This window comes from Mycoplasma sp. P36-A1 (assembly GCF_049478495.1).
GTDB lineage: Bacteria > Bacillota_I > Bacilli_A > JAJDGJ01 > JAJDGJ01 > P36-A1.
This window is the reverse complement of sequence record NZ_CP168083.1, coordinates 443,486-467,040: the sequence shown is the minus strand read 5'-3', so window position 1 is coordinate 467,040 and position 23,555 is coordinate 443,486. Positions and strand designations below refer to the sequence as shown.

General features: G+C 29.0%; 26 protein-coding genes and 3 tRNA genes. 5 read left to right on the top strand and 24 right to left on the bottom strand.

What is annotated here, in order from left to right:
- Window positions 1-136: 136 nt before the first annotated feature.
- The 22 genes from ACD762_RS02045 to metK form a co-directional block, all read right to left on the bottom strand.
- Entirely contained in the window at window positions 137-1,060 is a 924-nt protein-coding gene (locus ACD762_RS02045) for a ParB/RepB/Spo0J family partition protein (RefSeq protein ID WP_423364209.1), read from the bottom strand.
- Window positions 978-1,835, bottom strand: a complete 858-nt coding sequence (locus ACD762_RS02040; RefSeq protein WP_423364208.1) for a ParA family protein — start codon at window positions 1,833-1,835, stop codon at window positions 978-980. Before ACD762_RS02040 ends, ACD762_RS02045 begins: the two co-directional genes overlap by 83 nt.
- A 290-nt stretch (window positions 1,836-2,125) precedes the next feature.
- Window positions 2,126-2,518: a 30S ribosomal protein S9 gene (rpsI, locus tag ACD762_RS02035; protein WP_423364207.1), complete on the bottom strand. Its 393-nt coding sequence runs from the start codon at window positions 2,516-2,518 to the stop codon at window positions 2,126-2,128.
- Between the two features lie 17 nt (window positions 2,519-2,535).
- Complete coding sequence (rplM, locus tag ACD762_RS02030) at window positions 2,536-2,973, bottom strand: 50S ribosomal protein L13 (RefSeq protein WP_423364206.1); 438 nt, start codon at window positions 2,971-2,973, stop codon at window positions 2,536-2,538.
- A 197-nt stretch (window positions 2,974-3,170) separates the two neighbouring features.
- The gene (locus ACD762_RS02025) at window positions 3,171-4,304 is read right to left on the bottom strand and encodes an AI-2E family transporter (RefSeq protein ID WP_423364205.1); all 1,134 of its coding nucleotides are present in this window, start codon (window positions 4,302-4,304) and stop codon (window positions 3,171-3,173) included.
- A gap of 16 nt (window positions 4,305-4,320) precedes the next feature.
- Complete coding sequence (locus ACD762_RS02020) at window positions 4,321-5,013, bottom strand: zinc metallopeptidase (RefSeq protein WP_423364204.1); 693 nt, start codon at window positions 5,011-5,013, stop codon at window positions 4,321-4,323.
- 12 nt (window positions 5,014-5,025) lie between these two features.
- Window positions 5,026-6,027: an NAD(P)H-dependent glycerol-3-phosphate dehydrogenase gene (locus tag ACD762_RS02015; RefSeq protein ID WP_423364203.1), complete on the bottom strand. Its 1,002-nt coding sequence runs from the start codon at window positions 6,025-6,027 to the stop codon at window positions 5,026-5,028.
- A gap of 13 nt (window positions 6,028-6,040) precedes the next feature.
- The gene (der, locus tag ACD762_RS02010; RefSeq protein WP_423364202.1) at window positions 6,041-7,351 is read right to left on the bottom strand and encodes a ribosome biogenesis GTPase Der; all 1,311 of its coding nucleotides are present in this window, start codon (window positions 7,349-7,351) and stop codon (window positions 6,041-6,043) included.
- A 1-nt stretch (window position 7,352) separates the two neighbouring features.
- Entirely contained in the window at window positions 7,353-8,006 is a 654-nt protein-coding gene (gene cmk, locus ACD762_RS02005; RefSeq protein WP_423364201.1) for a (d)CMP kinase, read from the bottom strand.
- A gap of 8 nt (window positions 8,007-8,014) precedes the next feature.
- Complete coding sequence (locus ACD762_RS02000; RefSeq protein WP_423364200.1) at window positions 8,015-8,905, bottom strand: hypothetical protein; 891 nt, start codon at window positions 8,903-8,905, stop codon at window positions 8,015-8,017.
- A gap of 22 nt (window positions 8,906-8,927) precedes the next feature.
- Window positions 8,928-9,656, bottom strand: a complete 729-nt coding sequence (locus ACD762_RS01995; protein WP_423364199.1) for a type 1 glutamine amidotransferase — start codon at window positions 9,654-9,656, stop codon at window positions 8,928-8,930.
- On the bottom strand, window positions 9,656-10,942 hold the full coding sequence (locus ACD762_RS01990; RefSeq protein ID WP_423364198.1) for a MurT ligase domain-containing protein: 1,287 nt from the start codon (window positions 10,940-10,942) through the stop codon (window positions 9,656-9,658). Before ACD762_RS01990 ends, ACD762_RS01995 begins: the two co-directional genes overlap by 1 nt.
- 292 nt (window positions 10,943-11,234) lie before the next feature.
- The gene (dusB, locus tag ACD762_RS01985) at window positions 11,235-12,215 is read right to left on the bottom strand and encodes a tRNA dihydrouridine synthase DusB (RefSeq protein WP_423364197.1); all 981 of its coding nucleotides are present in this window, start codon (window positions 12,213-12,215) and stop codon (window positions 11,235-11,237) included.
- Window positions 12,205-12,792, bottom strand: coding sequence for a YtpR family tRNA-binding protein (ytpR, locus tag ACD762_RS01980; RefSeq protein WP_423364196.1), 588 nt, complete (start codon window positions 12,790-12,792; stop codon window positions 12,205-12,207). Before ytpR ends, dusB begins: the two co-directional genes overlap by 11 nt.
- Window positions 12,785-13,429, bottom strand: a complete 645-nt coding sequence (gene trmB / locus ACD762_RS01975) for a tRNA (guanosine(46)-N7)-methyltransferase TrmB (RefSeq protein WP_423364195.1) — start codon at window positions 13,427-13,429, stop codon at window positions 12,785-12,787. The genes ytpR and trmB overlap by 8 nt, the downstream gene beginning before the upstream one ends.
- A 122-nt stretch (window positions 13,430-13,551) precedes the next feature.
- Window positions 13,552-13,701, bottom strand: coding sequence for a hypothetical protein (locus tag ACD762_RS01970; protein WP_423364194.1), 150 nt, complete (start codon window positions 13,699-13,701; stop codon window positions 13,552-13,554).
- Between the two features lie 157 nt (window positions 13,702-13,858).
- Window positions 13,859-14,863: a D-alanine--D-alanine ligase family protein gene (locus tag ACD762_RS01965; RefSeq protein WP_423364193.1), complete on the bottom strand. Its 1,005-nt coding sequence runs from the start codon at window positions 14,861-14,863 to the stop codon at window positions 13,859-13,861.
- Window positions 14,856-15,710, bottom strand: coding sequence for a VanW family protein (locus ACD762_RS01960; protein WP_423364192.1), 855 nt, complete (start codon window positions 15,708-15,710; stop codon window positions 14,856-14,858). Before ACD762_RS01960 ends, ACD762_RS01965 begins: the two co-directional genes overlap by 8 nt.
- Window positions 15,711-15,935: 225 nt before the next feature.
- Window positions 15,936-16,012: transfer RNA gene (locus ACD762_RS01955), tRNA-Glu, on the bottom strand.
- A gap of 5 nt (window positions 16,013-16,017) precedes the next feature.
- Window positions 16,018-16,108 (bottom strand) — tRNA-Ser (locus ACD762_RS01950).
- A 4-nt stretch (window positions 16,109-16,112) separates the two neighbouring features.
- Window positions 16,113-16,187: transfer RNA gene (locus tag ACD762_RS01945), tRNA-Asn, on the bottom strand.
- 179 nt (window positions 16,188-16,366) lie between these two features.
- Window positions 16,367-17,539 (bottom strand): methionine adenosyltransferase, encoded by a 1,173-nt coding sequence (gene metK, locus ACD762_RS01940; RefSeq protein WP_423364191.1) that lies wholly within the window; start codon window positions 17,537-17,539, stop codon window positions 16,367-16,369.
- Window positions 17,540-17,843: 304 nt separating this feature from the next.
- Between metK and ACD762_RS01935 the strand changes: the two genes are divergently transcribed.
- From ACD762_RS01935 to ACD762_RS01915, 5 genes are all read left to right on the top strand, one after another.
- Window positions 17,844-18,326, top strand: a complete 483-nt coding sequence (locus ACD762_RS01935; RefSeq protein ID WP_423364190.1) for a hypothetical protein — start codon at window positions 17,844-17,846, stop codon at window positions 18,324-18,326.
- 8 nt (window positions 18,327-18,334) lie between these two features.
- Window positions 18,335-19,291: a hypothetical protein gene (locus tag ACD762_RS01930; RefSeq protein WP_423364189.1), complete on the top strand. Its 957-nt coding sequence runs from the start codon at window positions 18,335-18,337 to the stop codon at window positions 19,289-19,291.
- A 62-nt stretch (window positions 19,292-19,353) separates the two neighbouring features.
- Window positions 19,354-21,165, top strand: a complete 1,812-nt coding sequence (gene typA / locus ACD762_RS01925) for a translational GTPase TypA (protein WP_423364188.1) — start codon at window positions 19,354-19,356, stop codon at window positions 21,163-21,165.
- Entirely contained in the window at window positions 21,166-21,786 is a 621-nt protein-coding gene (locus ACD762_RS01920) for a hypothetical protein (protein WP_423364187.1), read from the top strand.
- Window positions 21,787-21,902: 116 nt separating this feature from the next.
- Window positions 21,903-22,676: a HEAT repeat domain-containing protein gene (locus ACD762_RS01915; protein WP_423364186.1), complete on the top strand. Its 774-nt coding sequence runs from the start codon at window positions 21,903-21,905 to the stop codon at window positions 22,674-22,676.
- Between the two features lie 47 nt (window positions 22,677-22,723).
- On the opposite strand, the gene ACD762_RS01910 is transcribed toward ACD762_RS01915, so the two are convergent.
- Together ACD762_RS01910 and ACD762_RS01905 are read right to left on the bottom strand one after the other, a co-directional pair.
- Window positions 22,724-22,849 (bottom strand): hypothetical protein, encoded by a 126-nt coding sequence (locus ACD762_RS01910; protein WP_423364185.1) that lies wholly within the window; start codon window positions 22,847-22,849, stop codon window positions 22,724-22,726.
- Window positions 22,850-22,928: 79 nt separating this feature from the next.
- A complete protein-coding gene (locus tag ACD762_RS01905) occupies window positions 22,929-23,432 on the bottom strand; it encodes a hypothetical protein (protein ID WP_423364184.1) in 504 nt (167 codons plus the stop codon).
- Between the last annotated feature and the right edge of the window lie 123 nt (window positions 23,433-23,555).

Genomic DNA, 23,555 nt, shown 5'->3' with positions numbered 1-23,555 from the left:
TAAGTATTTCTTATTAAGTTATTTACTTATTTTTTTCAGTAAATAATATTCTCAGATAGTAAAAACAGGGGGAGTGTGAGGGGGAAGAAAAAATTCTTCCTATCCTGGTTTGGGCGCACTCCTCCCTTGTTGGTAACTATCTACTTTGTATTTCTTTTTTCTTCTTTTTTGACCAGTCTTCAATAAGTTTCATTATTGTTTCTCTTATCTGATCATCATCATAATTTCGTGGAAAATATTTCTTAATATCTTCCTTTCTTAAAGAGACACGCTCTTTTTGATTTGGCTTATATTCGGCCATGATTGCTCCAAGAGTCTCATCATCAAGTTTTCCCGCTTGTGAACATTGTTTTAATCTAATGGCCTGTGCTAATGATGGTGTAGCATCATTCAATTGCATTTTATCAAGTAATCGGTCTTGTTCATCTTCAGTTAAGTAAGATATTTCAACAGCTGGTCTAATTGCTACAATTTTTGCATCTACCATATCAAGCAATGGTTTATTTAGATAAGTTAATCGGATAAATCTTCTAACTGTTTCTCTACTTTCACCATTTTCTTCACCTATACTTTCAGCTGACAACTTCGACACCATTGGTGTAGAAGTTGATTGTCTTTGTCCTTGGTGCTTAATTGCTTCCATCTTCATCTTATAAGCAAATGCTTTCTCACTAGGTAAGATACCTTCACGTTGAATATTACTATCAACCATGATGATTGTTGCTTCATCATTAGATAACTCTTTAACAATACAAGCAATTCTTTCTAAGTCTGCCATTTGAGCAGCAAACTTCCTACGATGTCCTGATATCATTTCATATCTACCATCTTTTGTAGGTCTTACCATTGCTGGTACTAGAACTCCATTGTCTTCAATACTTTTAGCCAGTTCGACCATCTTCATATCGTTTTCTACCTTGAATGGATGATTAGGAAAATCATCAATCTTTTGGATGTCGATATGTAATACCTTAGTATTAGTTGATACATCCCTTAACTCCTGCGTAGAAAATAAATCATCGATATTGCTGATTTTTATTTCGTTTGACCTGTTTGCCATTTTCATTTACCTCCTTTGAAAAGTCCGCATAAGCCTTAGTAGCCTTTCCATTAGGATCATACCTGAAAACCGATTCTCCTACACCTGTGCACTCACTTGCTTTTACACATCTTGGGATTGAATCCTTATAAACTTTGATGTTTCTACCATACACTTCATGTATCTGTTCTCTAATATTCTTAGAAAGATTAGTTCTTTCATCAGTCATAGTAATTAGAATTCCATCAATGTTTAATTCAGGATTAATGTTACGCTTAACACTAGAGATAGTCTGTAACAGCTGTACTGTTCCTGTGGTAGATAAGAATTCTGCCTGTACAGGAATGATAACTGAATCAGCACAAGCTAATGAATTGATTGTCATCATACCAAGAGAAGGCATACAGTCGATTATTACATAGTCGTAATTGTCTTTAACTGTATCAATAACATTCTTCATTACCTTTTCTCTACTCATTGTATTAACGAGTGTAACGTCCATAGCAGCAAGTTCAATATTTCCTGGTATGAGGTCAACACCCTCCACATGATGTAGTAAGGTCTCACCAACCTTTAAGTCTGTGTTCTTAATAGAACTCGTCATTAAAGTAGCTAGTGAGTTTTCTAGTGAATCCTGATTACGATAACCAAGAGATACTGTCATACTGCCCTGTGGATCAGCGTCAACTAGTAATACTTTCTTACCCTGGTTTACTAAACCTACAGCAAGATTGATACAGGTAGTAGTCTTACCGACTCCACCTTTTTGGTTGGACACTGCAAATACTTTAGACATAAGTATTCCTCCTTTCCCTCAATTTGGGTATAAAAAAAGGAAGTAATTAGTTTTTAGTTAATTACTCCCTGTTGTTTGATTATTCAGTTAAATTGGATGATATACATAGTAAATTTGTTGCGTTTCCAATAGTAAAAAGAAGCCTTGGTGTTACAAGGTTGTTGCAAGTGCTCGGAATTTTGTGTTATTTCACAAAACTTGGAAAAACAAAAAACCCTTTAAAATAAAGGGTTTTAAGTCTTTTGACACTTCCTGAAATCTTCCAGAAATTATCTCTTAGTGAAAACGTATTAACGTTTTGAGAATTGAGGTGCTCTTCTTGCTCCCTTAAGACCGTATTTTTTACGTTCTTTAACACGAGCGTCTCTTGTAAGCATTCCAGCTGCTTTTAAAGCAGGACGGTAATCTGCTGAAGCTTCTAATAAAGCTCTAGCAACACCTAATCTGATTGCTCCAGTTTGACCAGTGAATCCACCACCGTTGATGTTTACTAAAACATCAAACTTTTCAAAAGTGTTAGTGATCATTAGTGGTTGAACAAGATCTGATACTAAAACTTCGAATGGAAGATATTCTCTTACATCTTGACCATTTACTGTAATTTTCCCGTTTCCAGGTACTAAAATTACACGTGCAACTGAGCTCTTACGACGTCCAGTTCCTCTGTACATTACTTCTGACATATGATATATCTCCTTTCTTAACCTTTAATTTTTAGTTCAACTGGTTGTTGAGCAGTATGTGGGTGCTCGTTACCAGTATACACAAATAAGTGCATACCTTGTTGACGTCCTAAAGTAGTTTTTGGTAACATTCCTTTGATTGCTATTTCTAACATTTCTGTAGGATATTTTTCAACCATTGTTCTTGCACTTCTCGTTCTTAGACCACCGATGTGTCCAGAATGATTGTGATACATTTTTTTCTCTAACTTGTTACCTGTTAATTTAATTTTTTCTGCATTTGTTACGATTACGTAATCACCACAGTCTACATGTGGTGTGAATGTTGGTTTGTGCTTTCCTCTTAAGATTGCAGCAATTTGAGATGAAAGACGACCTAAAGTCAATTCTGTTGCATCTACAACATACCATTTACGTTCAACTGTGCTATTATTAGCCATTGTAGTTTGACGCATTGTATTCCTCCTAAATCATTTTGTAGTTTTCCGGGGCTACAAAACGACACTTTGTGTCAACCATAATTATACATTACTTTAGCTAGTAAAGTCAATGTACATTAGTGATTATATTTATGTTTTTTGATTAAAAGTTATCCACATTACTTAAAGAAACCCTGATTAATTAAAAAGAGCATAAAGCTGCTCTTTTGTAGTTAGTTATCTATTATTTGACTATCTCTTTGACTCATTCGATAATCATAAAACTCATTAAATCCTTCTTTTAGACTTGCGGCCATTGGAACGCATAACAATAGTCCTAACACTCCAAAGGTTGCTCCACCGATAACTATAGCTATAATAACCCATACACTTGAAACTCCTACTGAATCCCCAAGTATTTTAGGTCCTAAGTATATTCCATCAAATTGTTGTAGAGCTAAGATAAACAATGCTGACCATAAGGCTTGCATTGGATCTCCAGTTACAAATAGGGTTACTAATACTACTGGGATTCCTCCAATAAATGGTCCAAAGTATGGAATCATGTTTGTAATCATTACTACTATAGCTAATAATGGAAATAATGGTACTTTTAATAATGAAAGTCCTATAAAAGCAAGTATTCCTATTATTAGTGAATCAAGCATTTTTCCAAAGAAGAATTTTTTAAAAGTACTTTCAAAATGTAAAAAATATTTTTTACTATACTTAAATTGTCTAACAGACATTACTGCTTCAAAAAATTTATTAGATGCTGCAAATAGTTCCTCTTTTGATAAAATCATATATATACTTATAATAATACCCATTACTACTGCATATATTGAAGTTGTAAATCCAACTACTCCTGTAATATATTTTGTGACATTATCAACAGATAATAAATTTGATATTTTTGAAATTGATGTATTTATCAAATTAGTTGCATCTATATTTGCTAACAATGAATATTGAGATTGTAGTTGTTTCCACTCTTCTACAGTATCACTTGTTATTTTTGAGTAATCTAAATTGGCAATTTTATTACCACTTTCAATTACTATTGGGGCTAACCATGAATAAAGCATATAAAATATCATGAATAGGAGCAGGTAACTTATCAGAATACTAATATAATAACCTAATTTTTTTATTCGTTTATTATCTAGTGGATATAGTAATTTTTCATACATTATTTTTACTATAGGATATATAAAATATGCTATTCCCATTCCATATACTATTGGTTTTATAATTGAAAATACTTTTCCTAAACTGCCGCTAAAACTTGAAAAGTTAGTTACAGCTGTATACATAAGTATTACTATAAATGCAAAACCTAAGTATTGATATTTTTTTTTGCCCATTATTTCACTTCCTTGTTTAATTTCTTCTATTTGCAATAATAATTATTCTTAATAAATTGGCTAATGCTGCTAATACTCCAACTACATATGTCATTGCGGCTGCTTTTAAGACTGCTTTTGCAGGGCCTACTTCAGTTTGTATTATTAATCCATTTGCTTGTAAATTAGTTACCGCTCTTTTAGATGCATCAAATTCTAGAGGCAATGTTAATACTTGAAAAAGTAAAATTACTGCTAGCATTGCTGCTCCTAGCCATAATAGACCTGTAAATGATGAGAATAAACCAATCATAATACACATCCATGAAAGATTACTTGCTAATGAAGCTACAGGTAATACTTTGTTTCTTATATCAATTACTGGATATTTTTCAGCGTGTTGAATTGCATGTCCAACTTCGTGTGCTGCAACAGCAACTGAGGCTACAGAATATCCATTATATACTTCTGGTGATAAATTAATATGATTACTTCTTGGATCAAAATAATCTGTTAGAAAACCTTTTCCAACTCCAATACTAACATTTTGTAATCCATGTGCATCTAAAATATCTCTTGCAGCTTGTGCTCCTGATACTCCTCTAGAATTACGCAATTGTAAATATTTGTTATATGTATTTTTTAAACTTGATTGTGCTATCATTGCTAGCACCATTGGTACAATCATTAATAAGAATGTTGTTCCATTATCGTTAAATGTTATTGGCATTTTTTATCACCTTTACCTTTCTGCTTTTAATTTTCTACTCATTAAATTGTTAATTGCTTGTTCTGGATCTTCATCCTCATACAATACTGCATAGCATTCATTTATTATTGGTAGCTCTAATCCCATTGATTGGCTATCTTGATAAATTACTTTACATGTTCTTACACCTTCAATTGTCGTTGAGGCATCTTCTACTACTGCTTTTGATGAGTGTTGTTGTCCAATTTTTAGTCCAGCTTGATAATTTCTTGAGTGCACTGATGTAGCAGTAACTATTAAATCACCTATACCTGTTAATCCTAAATAGGTTTCTACTTTTCCACCTTTAGCAACACCATAATTAATCATCTCATGTAAGCCTCTTGTTAAAAGAGCAGCTCTTGTGTTGTCTCCTAATCCTATTCCTGTTATTACACCACTACACAACGCTAAAACGTTTTTAAAAGCAACACCATATTCTGCGCCCACTTCATCTGTTAGTGTATATAATCTGATGTAATCATTTGAGAATAGAAGTTGTATCGCTTCAGCAACATCTGTATCTAAACTAACACTACATATTGCTGTATACATTCTTTGAATAACTTCTTCTGCATGTGATGGACCTATTATTGAACATACTTCATGTCGATATTCTTCACTGATTGTTTTTCTAATTGTTTCTGACATGCGATCATTTGTTTGAGGATCAAATCCTTTTGATGCATTTACAATATATACTTTTTTGTTGGGATTTAAATATTGTGATATTTCTTTTAATACAGATTTTGTTACTTTAGTAGGTACTACCATTAGTATTACATCTGTATCTTTTAAAGCTTCTTCTAAACTTGTAGTAGCTTTTATATTACTATTTATTTTTAAATCATCAAAAAACTTATGATTATATCCACTATTAATATCTTTGATTTCTTCTTTATCTATTCCATAAATTATGGCATCATGCTTATTATCTGCTAATACTTGAGCTAAAGCTGTTCCCCAACTTCCACTACCTATAATACTTACCTTCATAAAATTCTCCTAACTATACTCTTTTTCTTAATAAAATTTTAATTGGTGTTCCTTCAAAGCCAAAGGCATCACGTAATTTGTTTTCTAAATATCTTTGATAACTAAAGTGCATATAATCTGTATTGTTTACAAATAATATAAATGTTGGTGGTGCTATAGCAACTTGTGAAGCATAGTATATTCTTACTCTACCACCATTAAACATTGGAGATTGATTCATTGCTTGAGCATCACTTATTACATCATTTAAAACAGATGTGCTTACTCTTTTATTCATACTATCATTTGTTTCTGTAATAGCATTAAATATTGTATGGATTCTTTTCTTTTCTAAGGCTGATACAAAGACAACATTTGCATATGCAAGAAATTTGAATTCTTCTTTTAGTTTATCTTCAAATTTAGTCATACTGTTTGTATCTTTATCAACTAAATCCCATTTGTTTACTACTATTATTATTGGCTTACTTTCTTCATAAGCAAATCCTGCAACATTCTTATCTTGATCTAAGATACCTTGTTCTGCATCAATTACTAATAAAACAATATCACTTTTTTCAATTGCACCCATTGATCTTAAGGCCGCATATTTATCTAAGTTTTCGAATATTTTTCCTCGTTTTTTCAATCCAGCAGTATCTACTACCTCATATTTTTGGCCATTATTAGTAAATGATACATCTACTGAATCTCTTGTTGTACCTGCAATGTCTGATACTATTACTCTATTATCATTTAAGATTGCATTTACTAATGAAGATTTTCCTACATTTGGTCTTCCTATTAGACTAAATCTGATAGTATCTTCATCTTCATCTTTTGCTTCATTAGGTAAGTCTTCAATTACCTTATCTAATAAATCTCCTATACCAATACCATGAGATACTGATAAAGCAATAGGATCACCTAATCCAAGTGAATAAAATTCATAGATATTAGTATTTAATTCAAAGTTATCTATTTTATTAACTGCTAAAATGACTGGTTTCTTTGATTTTTTTAATATTTTAGCTACATATTCATCATCACTTGTAGCACCAATTTTTCCATCTGCTACATATATTATGACATCTGCTTCTTCAATTGCTATCATTGCTTGAGTTCTTATTTCATCAATAAAAGGAGCATCAGCTAATTGAATTCCTCCTGTATCAACTAATCTAAATTCTTTTGTTAACCATGTTGCCTTAGCATATAATCTATCTCTAGTTACCCCACTATAATCTTCAACAATGCTTAATCTTTCTCCTACTATTCTGTTAAAAAGCATTGATTTTCCTACATTTGGTTTACCTACTATTGCTACTAATCCTAAACTTGCCATGCTATTTCACCCTTTCTTCTGCTAATTTTATTACTGCATCTGCACTTTGTTCAATAGTCATATTTGAAGTATCAAGTATTAGTGCATCTTTAGCTTTAGTTAAAGGTGAATGCTCTCTATTCATATCCTGATAATCTCTTTGTTCTATTTCTTTTGTTATTTCCTTTAAATCTGAAGGAATATTTTTTTCAATATTTTCTTTATGTCGTCTTGTTGCTCTAGCAGTTGCTGAAGCAATTTGATATATTTTTAATTCTGCATTTGTAAATACTACTGTTCCTATATCTCTACCATCCATTACAATACCTTTTGTTGCCCCTAATTTTTGCTGCTGTTGTACTAAATAACTTCTTATTTTAGCATTCTTAGCAATTTGAGGGACTATATTCGTAACTTCATTAGATCTAATTTTTAAAGTAACATCTTGATTATTTAAATAAACATTGTTCTTTTCATCAAATTCAATGTTTATTTTATTTAAATTTTCTTCTAATTGTTTTTCATCTAGGTTGTTATTTATAGCATATAAAGCAACACATCGATACATCGCCCCTGAATCAATGTATTTATAACCTAGTTTACTTGCAACTATTTTAGCTACTGTTGATTTTCCGCTTGCTGCTGGTCCATCAATTGCAATAATGATTTTTTTCATTTTTCCACCTATCCTGCAAATGCCTGGTAAACTAATACGCCTAAAAAGATTATTAAAACAATTAAAACTACCCCTAATAAAGTGTTAACTGATAGGCTTTGCTTTGTTTGACTTGTTTTATTTACCGGTTTATTTACTGGTTTACTTACTGATTTTTTTACTTTTTTTACTTTTTTTGGCTTAGTATTCTTGATTTGCTTTTTTGCTTTTTTTGCTTTACTTGTCTTTGTTTCATTTTCTGTGTTATTTTCTAAATTCAAATTTATTCTTTGTGTCATTGAATGATCAACTTTTTTTCGACTAACATCTGCTAACACTTCAACTACTGGTCGATTCCCACTGTCTAATTCCTTAACAGGAATTGTTTCCTTAGGAATATTTTTATGTTCTGGCGAACTAATATTAGCTGGTTTAATTGTAGCTTTTTTAGCCTTAACACTAGCTTTTATTGCTTTTTGTTTTGCAATTGTTTTTTCATCAAGCATTTTTATTAAATCTTCTTCACTTATTGTTATTTCTTTTGTATGATGATCTTTTAAAATTTCAATTGTATCATTATACTCAATCATATTTTCACTGAACAAATCATTCATTATCTCTAATTGAGTATCTCTATCATAACTTCTATTATCATTTTTCATATTTTTAAAAGCTTCTTCAATATCAAATAACTCTCTTTTAACACCTGCTGCTTTTTTTCTTATATCCTCAATGTCTAAGTTTTTTGATACAACAATATTATTGTATGATCTTTTTCTTTTAGCTACCCCTTCTTTTTCTTTTGCTGCTATCGGATTAATATCATATGTTTGTTTCATTGTCGTATCAGAATTAATTTGCGTTGTACTATTAGCTAATTCACCCTCGCGTCTTTGTTTATGTCTTTCTAATCTAGACATTTTTTTCTCCGACTTCTCCATCTTAATTATTTCCTTCTTTAGATATTTTATTTAACATATTTTGTCTTGCTTCTTCTTCAAAGCTAGTATCAATTTTTTGTTCATTGAACTCTAAATTGTTTTTTTCCATAAATTTTTGTAAAAAGAATTTTGTAATATTAGGATTCTTTGGTAATAGTGGTCCATGTAAGTATGTACCTACTAGATTTTGGTATATAATACCTTCTTCGTTTGTATCTAGATTATTTCCTTTGCCATTTATTGCTGTTCCTAATTTATCTAGATTGTGAAAAGTCTCTCCTGCATGGTTTACAAATCCAACAATTGTTCCAAATTTATCAGATTCAACTATAAGATTTCCTAACATACGTTGTTTAGTTTGTCCTACTGTTTCCATATCTAAAACCGATAATCCATCTAAAATATTACCTGATGTATCTTTGTAAAACTTTCCTAAAAATTGATACCCTCCACAAACAGCTAGTACTGGCAAGCCATTATCTACTTCTTTTTTTAATTTATCTTTTATTTTTGATAGTTGACCTGTAACTAGGGCTTGTTCTCGATCACTACCTCCTCCAATTAGCATAAAATCAACATTTTCCCAGTCTATATTGTCTACATTGTCAATTTCATGTACAACTGGATTTAATCCTAATTGTTTTGCATAATAACTTAAAGTTAAGATGTTTCCTCTGTCTCCATATAAATTAAGAAGTTTAGGAAACATATGATAAATGTTATAATCCATTATTTATCCTCCTTTTTCATTAAAGCATTTTTAGCATCATTTAAAGCTGTATAGCTTGCAACTACTAAGGCATTTTTTTCAGTGATTACTTCTATTAAAACATCAAAGTTATTGTCTACTATTATTTTATTTGGTTCTACTCCCATATTTTTTAATCTTAGTGCCATATCTTGTGCTCTTGTTCCTGAAACAAAGTATTTCGCAATATTTTTTTCTAATAGATATTCAAAATCAGCATCCCAAATCCAAGAAACATCTCTACCATCTGGCTCATGATCATTTAATATAAAGGCTATGTTTTCAATATCCATTTTCATTGCTTCTTGTAATGTCATATTCATACCTGCTGGATTTTTAACTAAGTTCAAATAAACATCGTTATTTTTTATTACTATTTTTTGCATTCTACCATCATTTGAAAAATATGCTTTTAATCCTTTTTCAATTAATTCATCTTTTATATTTAATTCCTTTAATATACTTATTGCAGCTAAAACATTATAGGCATTATATGCACCACTTAAGTTATGTTCATAGTTATGATGATTAATAAGTAAATTTTTATCTTTTATTTCTTGGGCTTCATACTTTGGTTCTGTTCGTTTAAAACTACAATTAGAACAATAATAATGTCCAAGCTGTCCATAGAAGTTATGCGTATATGTTAATTCACTGCCGCATACTGGACAAAATCTTGAATCTGATACGCTTCCTTCTTTAAACAAATCTATATTACTACTTAATCCATAACCTATATATTGATGATTGCTTAAGCGCATGCAAAATGGATCATCAACATTTAAAACTAATTGTGTGTTTTTATTATCTAATGATTTATCTATTCTATCAACTAACATATCCATTTCACTATATCTATCTAATTGATCTCTAAAGAAATTGGTTACTACTAAATAATTAGCATTTATTTCTTTCATAATTTTAGGTACTGAACCTTCATCAACTTCAAAAACAGCATACTTTATTTTATTATTACCAAATATTTTATAATCTTCAATCATAGCTGTTAAGACACCAGTATACATATTAGCGCCTTTACGATTATCTATAGTTGAATCTGGTAATTGATCAAGTACACTTGCTATTATATTTGTTGTAGTACTTTTTCCATTTGTTCCTGTTACTAAAATGATATTTTCAATATTTGCCGCTAGTTTACTGAAAATATTCTTATTAAACTTTAATGCTACAACGCCACCAATATCTGTACCGCGATTTCCGATTAATCTTGATGAATTTATAGCTAATTTACCTAATATTACGCTCATTAAATAATCACTCCCTTGATTTTATATTATAACATTTTTTTCATATAATTATAACATATACATAAATCATATATATTAAATTATTGAATTAAATAGCGTTTTATTTGATTTTTTTAATAATATGTTTGTTTAGGCACTTACATATTATTAATTTGTGTTTTTTTCAATCAAACAATAGTTTATTTAACTCATAAATTATATACATTGTATATAAAAAGGCGTAATCGAACTTAGTTGTCACTAAACGCTATTACACCTTGTCTTATTAACATTTACTTTTAATAAGTATTTTCTATTGTTTTTTATTGTCTAAAAATATTATATAATCTTCAAATATTTTTTTCATACCTTCATAAGTATTTTCAGTATTTAATGCTTGTCTAACTCTTGCATTTTCACTAAGACCTTTTAAGTACCATGCACCATGACTTCTCATTGATGTAACACCTATTTTGTTTCCATATTCTTGAACTAATAGATCTAAATGTTCGATAGCTTGATTTATTTTTTCTTGATAACTTGGTGCTTCTAATCTATTTCCTGTTTCTAAGTAGTACTCTATTTCTTTTGCTAACCAAGGATTTCCAAGGATACCTCTTCCGATCATAATTGCATCACATTTTGTATATTCTAACATTTTTATTGCATCGTCTACTGATTGAATATCACCATTTCCAATTACAGGAATATCTAAATGTTCTTTTAAGTCTTTTATGTAATCCCAATTAGCTTTACCTTCATAAAATTGTGAACGTGTTCTTCCATGAATAGTAATAGCACTTGCACCACTATCTTGAATTATTTGTCCTATTTCTAAATAGTTGATACTATCAAAATCAAATCCTGCTCTTATTTTTACTGTTACTGGTTTTGAAACATTATTAACTACTTTTGTTACAATTTCTTTTACTTTATCTGGATACTTTAATAAATTTGAACCCCCGCCTGTTTTTAATACTTTTTTTACAGGGCATCCCATATTTATGTCAATAAAAGTAGCATTTGAGTTTTCATCTATAAACTTAGCTGCATTTACAATATTATCAACTTCTCCACCAAAGACTTGCATACTTACCATACCTTCATCTTTATCAACATTAATCATATTTAATGTTTTTTCATTTCGATAAAGTATTGCTTTATCAGATACCATTTCAGCACATATTAGTCCTTTTGTATATTTGCGATATACTTTTCTAAATGCATGATTACTTACTCCTGCCATTGGAGCTATTATTATTTTACTTGGAAGGTTTATTTCCCTAATTTTCATTAAAGAAAGTATTTCCTATTACTGCTGAATCTTCTAAAACTAGGATACCATTTGATTCTTTTGTTAATCCTAATTCTTTACTTGAACAAATCATTCCAGCACTATCTACTTTTAATAATTTGCCTTTTCCTATCCAAGTACCATTAAATAGTACTGCATTTGGTTTCGCAACTACCACTTTTTGACCTTGTTCTATATTTTTAGCTCCACACACTATTTGTAATACTTCATCTTTTAAGTCTACTTGAGCAATATGTAATCTTGTACTTTCTGGATGTTTTTCTAATTCTTTTACATATCCAATTACAAAATATTTACTAATATCATCCATTTCTAATGGTTGTTGATTTATTGTTGCTAATGCTTTATTTACTAATGCTTCTATTTCTTTATCATATTTCAATAAGCCATTTTCCTTATTTGGTAGTTCGACATTAAATATGTTATAACCAATTACTTGGTCTTTGTTATATAATGTTGCTACTTCTTTATCTTTTTTATATTCTGTTGTTGTTTTATTAATTAATCTTACTATTAAAGTTTTACCTTCAACTAAAAATGCATGGAATTTATTCATTTTTTTCACCTTTCAATTTAAATACTACATGGGCACTATAAATTGGCTGTCCCATTCCTGAGAATTTTCTTTCATATTCACTCATTACATTATCTTTTGCTATTTCATTATTGTGTAAATCAACACTTACAAATGTTAAATAAGCAGGATATAAACTGTATGACATTAAAGAAGACTCAAACAATCCTTGATTATCTGTTTTTTGCTTTAAAATACCATCTTCTTTTAATAATTTTTTATATAAATCTAAAAACGTTCTAAATGTTAATCTTCTTTTTGCATGTCTTGATTTTGGCCATGGATCACTGAAGTTAATGTGTATTTCATCAATTGAGTAATCTTCAAAGTATTCTGGCAATTCAACTGCATCTACATTTAGTATTTTTATATTGTTTAATTGTTCATTTTCTACTTTTTCTAGCGCTTTTGCAAGTACTGTAGCATATTTTTCTACCCCTACAAAATTAATATGTGGATATTTCTTTGCCATACCTACAATATAATCACCTTTTCCCATTCCAATTTCTAAAATAAGTTGTGTGTTATCATTGTTGAAATATGAAGTAGCTTGTTCTTGTATTGTATAGGTAGAACTATCTAGTATATTACCTGCTTCTGGATTATTTCTTAGTCTCATGTTTTGCTCCTATTTAATTTATCATTAAAAAAAATTTGCCAAGGCAAACTTTTTATATCATATTAATTATATCACATACTAATAATTTAAACAATTGTTTCCACAAAGTGTTAATCATTTCGCTATTTGTTTATTTTTTGGTTTTGATTAGGTTTAACTACATTTTGACACACATCTAAAATATTCACACTATCAACTCTTAATGTAGAAGTAATAGTTGCAATTATTGTTATAATAAGAATTACTAATATTGTTTTCTGATTACTAGTCATATTAATCACCTTCTATTTTAGTTTACTTTATTTTATCATTATTCTTTAACAAAGATGATTAATTTTTAACTAGTAATATATTAATTTTATTTTATTTTTTGAACCGGTTTTGTTAAAACTGCACTAAATGTTTTAAAAAAATCTAAGGTTTGAACCTTTACTTATTGTATGCTAGAGAGTTTTTGATTATTTGGTCTATTCCATTTGTGTATGTTTCAAATGTCTTTTCTAACATTTTGGAAAATCTGCTTCCTTGTGTCATACCTGGAATGGTATTTATTTCATTAAAATAAATATTATTTTTGTGATCGATAAACATATCTATTCTAGCATAGTCTTTGCAACCTAAGATATTATAAATAGTAAGAGCTGTTTTCATTATCTCATTTTCTAGTTCTTTTTCTATTTGTGTTTCATTAGTAAACATTATTTCAGAACTTAAATACTTTGTTTTATAATCAAAAAAATCATCATTTAGTAATACTTTATCTGGTTTACTAATAATTATTTTATCTTTATTGCCAACGATAGCACAACCAACCTCATATCCTTTTATTTCTTCTTCTATTACTATTTCATTATCATATTTAAAAGCAGTATCTATTGCACTGATTATATCATCTACTTTGCTTACTTTAGTTATTCCAATTGATGATCCTGACTTTATTGGCTTAATATATAAAGGCATTTTTAGATCATATATTGATTCTAGATTTCTTTTATCTTTTAATTTAATACTTTTAGTTGTTTTAATCCCAGCATGATTTGCAATTATTTGCGAGTAATATTTATCCATACCTAAAGCTGAACTTGCTAGATCACAACCAATATATGATAATTCTAATGCCTGTAATACTCCTTGTATTACACCATCCTCGCCATTTTTACCATGAAAGATTGGCCAAATATAATCATATTCGATTTCTTTTTCTTGATAAGTTAGCGGTTTATCTAATGAAATAATGGCTGGCTTGATATTATCTTTACAAATATCTTCAATGTTTGTTATTAAGTTCCATGAGCCTTTCTTATCTATTTTAATTAATTCTATTTCATATTTTTCTTTATCTATGTTCTTAGTAATTGTATAGGCTGACATACATGCTATTTCATGTTCTGTTGATTTGCCTCCAAATAATAATAATATTTTTGTTTTACTCATGATCTTTAATCCTTTCTTTAGGTATAAGATTTTCTTGAAAATTTATTTCTTTATACTCTTCTATTATGGTTTCATTATTATGTAGTATATTATTTTTATATTGTTTTCTATCTAAAGAACAATGAAAGTAATACTTATTTTCTATTTTCAAGTATTCTTTTATATTGTTATAAAGCTTATATGTGTATTGTGGTTTTATTTTTGAATATATTGCTACTTTTAGGTATCTGTTATCTACATCTAGTTTAAGTTGATAAGTATTTATTGTTGAATTAATAGCTTTTAAATCTAACCATCCTTCATTTACTGTTGCATCTATGCCTTGTAAGTTATCATGATTTAAGATTGGAAAGGATAATGAGTCATGACCTTGTCTTTGAGTTATTGTTAGTTCAGTATTTAATAATACTTCATATATCATATTGCTAACTTGACATAATCCTCCACCTTTTATTAAGCTCATTTTATTTCTTATTACATTTAAGCCTTCTTTGAATTGTTCATTTTTAGAGTAATATGATAGTACTTTCCAAAAGGAAAAGGTTTCATTTGGTTTTATAATTAATCCATTAAATGCTTTGGCTGCTATTTTAAGATTGTGGACTTTATTATGTTGGTATTTTATATCATAGCCACTTTCTAAATTTATTAGCTCTGTTTTGCATTCATATACTAGATTGTTAAAAAATATATGATCTTTTGCTAAGGAATATTTATTAGTATCAAATTTCATTAACATATAAAAGCAATACTTTTTTTGTTTTTCTCTTATTGGCCATAGCCAAGGAAATACTTGTGTTAATAATAATCTTGCCATATTTATCTTGTATGATAATTTGTATATCATACTTCTCCTTTTACCTATAGTAATTAAATTTTATCAAATCTATAATAATAGTTTCTTACTTATTTATGACAATTAAACTTTTTATCTTACTTTTTTGTAATATTTTATTTATTTCTTTTTGTTGTTTAAACTTAGTTGAGATATTATATTCTTTAAGTAGTTTTTACTTTTTAAAATATAAATGCATACAAAAAAAACTACCAACTGGTAGTTTTATGTTTTAAATGGTGACCCGTACGGGATTCGAACCCGTGTATGCATGCGTGAAAGGCATGTGTGTTCAACCGCTTCACCAACGGGCCTTAAATGGCGGAGTAGGAGGGATTTGAACCCTCGCGCCCGTTTCCAGACCTATACCCTTAGCAGGGGCACCTCTTCAGCCGCTTGAGTACTACTCCATAATGGCGCCTAAGGTAGGGATTGAACCTACGACCGATCGGTTAACAGCCGATTGCTCTACCGCTGAGCTACTTAGGCAAGTAGTTGTTTTTACTGCTACTTAATAATATCATAATAGATTTTACTTTGCAACAATTAACTAGCATTTTTTGTAAATTTTCCTTAAATAAGCCTTTACTTACTTTATTTTTTGACTCTTTCTTTAATTTTTAACTTTAAATAATTAAAAGCCACATAATAGTGGCTTTTAATTTAAGTTAGTTTGCTTTAATGTAGTTTTTTAATTCTTCTACTTTATCTAACTTTTCCCATGTAAAGTCAGGATGTTTACGTCCCATGTGACCATATGCTGCTGTGTTTGAGAATATTGGTCTTTTTAGTTGTAATGCATCTATAATACCTGATGGTGTTAAATCAAAGTTTTCTCTAATTGCTTGGGCAATTCTAAATTCTTCTATGTGATTTGTTCCAAAAGTTTCAATTAGAATTGATACTGGATGGGCTACACCTATTGCATAAGATAGTTGTATTTCACATTTATCTGCAAATCCGGCTGCAACAACATTTTTCGCAACCCAACGTGCTGCATAAGCTGCACTTCTATCTACTTTAGTTGCATCTTTTCCTGAAAAGGCTCCGCCTCCATGTCTTGAATATCCTCCATAAGTGTCTACTATAATTTTTCTTCCAGTTAAACCAGCATCACCATGTGGTCCACCTATTACAAATCGACCTGTTGGATTAATCAACACTTCGTATTCACTTGTATCAACTTCATATTCAGATAATACTTTTTTTATAATATGTTCTTTAATATAAGCTACAAACTGATCATGATTATAATCTTCATCATGTTGAATTGACATTAAAACTGTGTGTACTTTTGGATTAGTTTCATCAGTATAATCAATTGTTACTTGTGATTTCATATCTGGTCTTGACCATTTAAACAAACCACTTTTTCTTTGCATACTAGCTTCTCTAACAAGATTGTGTGAAAGTACAATTGGTAAAGGCATGTATCCAGATGTTTCTTTACATGCAAAACCAAACATAATTCCTTGATCTCCAGCTCCAATTACTTTACTTGTATTTGTTGTTTCATCTACTCCTAAGGCAATATCAGATGATTGGTTGTGTATTAGGATCTCTACTCTACAAGTATCGCAACCAATTCCTAGTTCTTCACTAGTATAACCAATTTCTCTCAACTTGTTTCTTACAATGGCTTCAAAGTCCACTTTTGCATTTGTTCTTAATTCTCCACCAACAATAATTGTTCCAGTAGTTGCAAATGTTTCACATGCTACACGTGAATAAGGATCTTGTTCTAAACAAGCGTCCAAAATGGCATCACTAATTTGGTCACAAACTTTGTCAGGATGTCCTTCAGATACTGATTCTGAAGTGAATAATTTTAATTCTTTCATTCGATAAACCTCCATAAATTTTTGTAATATTATATGATACCCTTAAATTAACATAGTAATTATAACAATAATAAGTAACTTATTCAATCTACTTTTGTCCTTATTCTCTATATACAATAGAATAACACACGTAATTTTTTTCTAAAAACAGGCTATTAATTGTAAATATTCACCTATATTATGCTTTATAGTTCTAATTAATACTTTTTTTGAAATTTTTTTTAATTTTATTCTTATAATTTACATACAACTATAACTTAGTTATGATAATATTTATACATAGGAAAGGGAGTTGTTGCTTAAAATGATAAGTGGAAAAAATAAAACTATGGCATTTTTAATCAGTTTAATACTGAGCATGGTTTCATGGGGTATTGTTGTATTTAATGTTATTTTAAGAGTAAGTACTTTATTTCAGTATGGGGTATATAACATCGATGGATTTGGATTCGTTTTTGTTACAATTTTATTAAGTATTTATACATTATTAATATTATTTAAATTTTCAAACTCAGCTTACTTCCCAATTTTGTTAATGCTTTTGCATATGGCAGCTATGAGAGGGTCTACCTTAATTGTTCCATTTATAATTGCTGATCTTGCTATCTTGCTTTTATTAAATACTGGACCAAGCATTCAAACTAACCACTCTTCTAGTCAAAGAACTTATTACTACAGTACTTTTGGATCAGATAAACCTAGTAGTAAGAGTGAGCCTATAACAAGCAGTAGTAGTAAAATCAAAGAACAAGATGTCTTTGATGCAGAATACACAACAAAAGATTAGGAGTATATATGAATATTGTAGATTTTTTAAAAAGTGAAATAACTAATACAGAATTTTATGGTGCTAAAAGACCTAAGTTTAATAAAGAGGAAAGAATTTATCTCTTTGAAAACGATTCGTTGGTCTCACTAAGCACCTTTGATTATGCTAAAAGTTTGGAAAATTTCTTTGAGAATGTTATAAAAGACCATTTAATTGAACTATTAGATGAGATACATATTAAGGATTATAATAACCATGATAATTTTGCTGGATTTATGTATTTAGATCAAGACAGTAAAATTGATTATATTGAAAAGATGAATGAAACACAAGCTTCTTTAAGTTTACTTGAAGCTGCTACTATATCATTTCCATATTTAATAATTAAATGTGAAAATGATGAATCACAAACGTTTTTAATTTGGATGAAGTTAGCTTCTCCAATTAAAGTAGAGAATAATGTATTTTTCTCTAAACCTGAAAATTATGAGGTTAAAATAAATAAAGAAGGTATGGTAATTGATAATTATCCTTCTTTCAAATTAGATTTAGCTCAAATTGCTTTTTTTAATTTTAATAATGATTTTTATATTTTAGATAAAGAACTTTATCAAAAATATTTAAATTTAGAAACTTATTATCAAAAACAAGCATCTGATTTAATTTATGCAGATGATAAGATTATAAGTGATGGAGAATTGCTTACAAAATCTAATTCTAAATTTGTAGTTGAATATTATGAAAATGTTCAAAGGTTTATTAATCGTATTGAAAGTGATGAAATAAGCACTGAAAATGTTAGTAAAATGATTGAAGAACTAAATTTAGGATTTGATTATATAGTTGACAGTGGTAAATTTTTATTAAAAAGACCTAAGGATTTAGTCGATCTAATTCTACTAAGTAGTGGTTGTTTGGGTATTAATTCTTTAACTAATGAACCTTATAGAGTTAAGAAACCTAATTTTTTAGTAGAAGAATAGTTATTGCATATTATGCTGTAATAGTTTACAATAATAAGTTGGAAAGACATGGTGAAAAATTAATGAATAAAATAATAAACATCGCAGTAATCGCACACGTTGATGCTGGTAAATCGACTCTAGTAGATGCATTTTTGAGTCAAAGTAATACAATGGAAGCTCATAACCAAGTTATGGACAGTAATGACCTTGAAAAAGAAAGAGGTATTACAATATATTCTAAGAACTGTAGTATTAAGTATAAGGATTATAAAATTAATATCGTTGACACTCCTGGACACGCGGACTTCTCAAGTGAAGTTGAACGTATTATCAAGACTGTTGATACAGTAATTTTATTAGTCGATAGTGCTGAAGGGGTAATGCCACAAACACGTTTTGTGCTTTCAAAATCTCTTGAATTAGGTATTAATCCTATCTTATTAATCAATAAAATTGATAAACCTGATCAAAGAGCTATTGAAGTTATTGATGAAGTTATGGAATTATTTATTGAATTAGATGCTAATGATAAACAATTAGAATTCCCAACATTGTTTGGAATTGCTAAACAAGGTATTGTTAAATATGATTTAAATGATGATTATAATGATTTAACTCCTTTATTTAATACAATAATTGAACATGTAAGTATTGATGATACATTAGTAGAAAAACCTACTCAATTACAAATTTCTTCTCTTGCATATGACAACTTTATAGGGCGTCTTGGAATAGGTAGATTATTTCAAGGGACTATTGAAGAAGGTCAAAATGTCTTAGTAAATAATGTTGAAGGACAACTTGTTAAAAAGAAAGTTAATAAAGTTTTTGTATATGAAGGTTTAAATAGAGTTTCTGTCAAAAAAGCTGTTGCAAATGATATAGTTGTTATTTCTGGAATTGATGATATTACAATTGGTGAAACAATTTGTGATGAAAATGATCCTCAACCTTTAGAATTAATTAATATTGAAAAACCTACAATGGCAATGAACTTCTTAGTTAATAAATCACCTTTTGCTGGTCAAGAAGGTAAGTATTTAACTACTAGAAATATTAAAGATCGTTTAGATAAAGAATTAGAGGTTAATGTTGGATTAACTGTAGAAAACCTTGATAGTGCTGCTGATGGATTTAAAGTTAGTGGACGTGGTGAATTACACTTATCTATTCTTTTAGAAAACATGCGTCGTGAAGGATTTGAAATTGCAGTTTCTAAACCTGAAGTTATTTATCGCGAAATTAATGGAAAAATTCATGAACCTATTGAAAGAGTTACAATTGATGTTCCTGAAGAATATTCTGGTACAATCATCAATACATTAAATCTTAAAAAAGGTGAAATGCTTAACATGATGCCAAAAAATGCTATGATAAGATTAGAGTATCTTGTACCAACTAGATCTTTAATTGGTTATAATACAACTTTTATCAATGATACTCATGGTGAAGGTATTATGGTAAAAATATTTGATAGCTACCAACCATATAAAGGTGCTTTAGATGGACGTAAGAATGGTGTATTTGTATCAGGTGTTGATGGTGATGCCATGGGATATTCATTAATGAATTTATCTGAACGTGGTACAATGTTTGTAACACCTGGTACTAAAGTATATGAAGGTATGGTAGTTGGTTTAAACTCAAGAGATAATGACCTTGTTGTAAATCCAACTAAAAATAAAAAACTTACTAATGTTCGTGCTAGTGGTACTGATGATGCAATTAAATTAGGTAACCCTATTATCATGACATTAGAAGAGGCTCTTGCGTTTATAGAGGATGATGAGTTGGTTGAAATCACTCCTGAAACTATTAGAATTCGTAAAAAGCATTTAAAAGATAATGATAGAAAGAGAGCTAACAAAATAAACAATCTAGAGGTGATCTAATTGAATGATGATGAAGTAAAAAGCAAACCGTTAACTAAGACTAGCGAGAATAAAGATCAATCATATACAATGAATATTAACATTGCTAAATTAAAGGAATCTCAAAAAAAACGAGAAGACTTTTTTAAGAAGCACCCTGATTTATTGTCTGAACAAATTGAACAAAAGCGCAAGGAAAGAGAACAAGCTAAAAAAGCTATTATCAAAAAAATTAATTCTGACAACAAGCCTTTATCTAAAACTAAAGTAACGCCTTCTAAGCCAATTACTTCTTTAAAGGATAATGAAAAAAGTGTTGTTAAAAGACCGCAGACTGATGATGTTAAAAAATCTCCAGAAATTAGAGTTATTAAAAGTCGCGCTAGTAATAAGGATAAAAAAACTACAACAACTAATACTGTTGGTGAAAAACAACAAAGATTAAGTTATACTTTACAAATGGATCAAGTTTCTAACAGTCATGTTGAAGCTTATCGTAAGAAAAAACGTAAAGATAATTACTTTAACTTTGAAGATCGTTTTGAATCTTTAAATCCTAAAATCAATCGCTACTATACAATAGTTATTATTATTTTATTAGTATTAATAAGTATTACTTTAATTTTATTAAATATAAAATAAACACTTGAGAATTATCTTAAGTGTTTTTCTTTAACCTTATATAGCATATCTAAGGTTACTTATAACTTTTCATGTTATAATTTTTTTAATATCAGAGAAAGAGGGAGTGGAATTTTATGTCAAACAAAAATATTAATCAACCAAACAAAAGAACTAGTGAACAAATAAAGGAATTGTCTAATCCTCATAAAGAAGAAAGACAATTACATGATCAAGCAATAAGTACTAATGATATTATCGAAATGCTTAAAAGTAATGATGAAAAAACAATCTTAAAAGGTTTAACTTTAATGGAATTAACTAGATTAGATCAGGATCAACCTTTAGTAGATCAATTATACAAACTATTAGATTCTGATGTTGTTGCTATTAAAGCTCATTCATTATGGTTTTTAGGTGAAATCGGAATGGGATACTATACTTTAGTCTATCCAAACATTAATAAGATTACTAAGTTTTTAGATGATGAAAAACCTGAATTAAGGGTTAAAGCTATCCATGCATTAGCAAGAATATCAACTGCTGATTTTAAAGCAATTGAGCCAAACTTAGCTAAAATAATCAATATGAGAAGTGATAATAATCCTACGGTTAGGGAAGCTGTAGCATGGGCTGCTACTAAAGTAGCATCTTATAATCCTGATGCTTTAAAATCTTATTTAGAAATAATTATTGAAATGTTAAAGGATCGAACACCAGATGTTAGAAAGCAAGCTTTACAAGTGTTTAAAGAAATGGCAATTCAAAGACCTCAAGAAGTTGCAAAGGTTATGAATTACTTATTAAATGTACAAAATAATGATGAAAACTCAATGGTAAGTAATGAAGCTAAAGCTTTAGTTAAATATATTGATAATCATACAAAAGTTAATAATTATATTGAAAAGTAATTATATAAAGGCATAAAAAAAAGGAGAAATAAATCTCCTTTTTTATTTTATTCTTCTTCTGATTCCATTCTAATTGAATTTCCAACTGCATTAGAAATAGTGAAGATACAAGCAAATATTGCTATAAATATTACAAGTAATAATATAAGCAAAATGGCTAAATTATTATCCATTACTGACACTCCTTATTTTTTTGATAATTATACCATGCTTTTTTGAATAAGCATATATTATTTTAGAAAATAAAATTGTTTATTGAATATAAAAACCATAATCTAAGATAGTTTCATCATTTGAAAAATTAAATCTTCTATTATCATAACGTTCATAGTAATAATGAACTCTATCAAAGTTGACATCTTTAATTATATCTGCATTTTTTAGGGCTAATAAACTTTGTGCTATAGCATCCTGACCATATAGATCAGATGTTGATTGTTTTCCTTTAAGCCAAGTAACCACTACTCTGCTTTTAGGTAATTCCATATAATCAAACCCATCAGGAATATTACTACTTTTTTCAAAAAAGTAACCTACCCAATAAGAAAAATCTTCTTCATTAATCATTAAACAAGTTAATGAATCATCAAAATTACCTTCTAATTCTTTTAAAATTTCTAATTGTTTACTCTCAATTACTTCATCTCTAAATGCAATTGTAGATTTATTACCTAAACCATCTTTTTCGTCCATTTTCTTACCTACAAAGTATAGTGATGGTAAAACACGTTCAGCTGTATATACAACTTCTCCCATGCTAATTCCCTCCTTATAAAGATAATATTATTTTGTTAAAATTCTGTAAATAATCATTTTATCTATCTTATATAGTATACCACAACAACTAGTGTTTGTTCAAATACACAGTACTAAAATTAG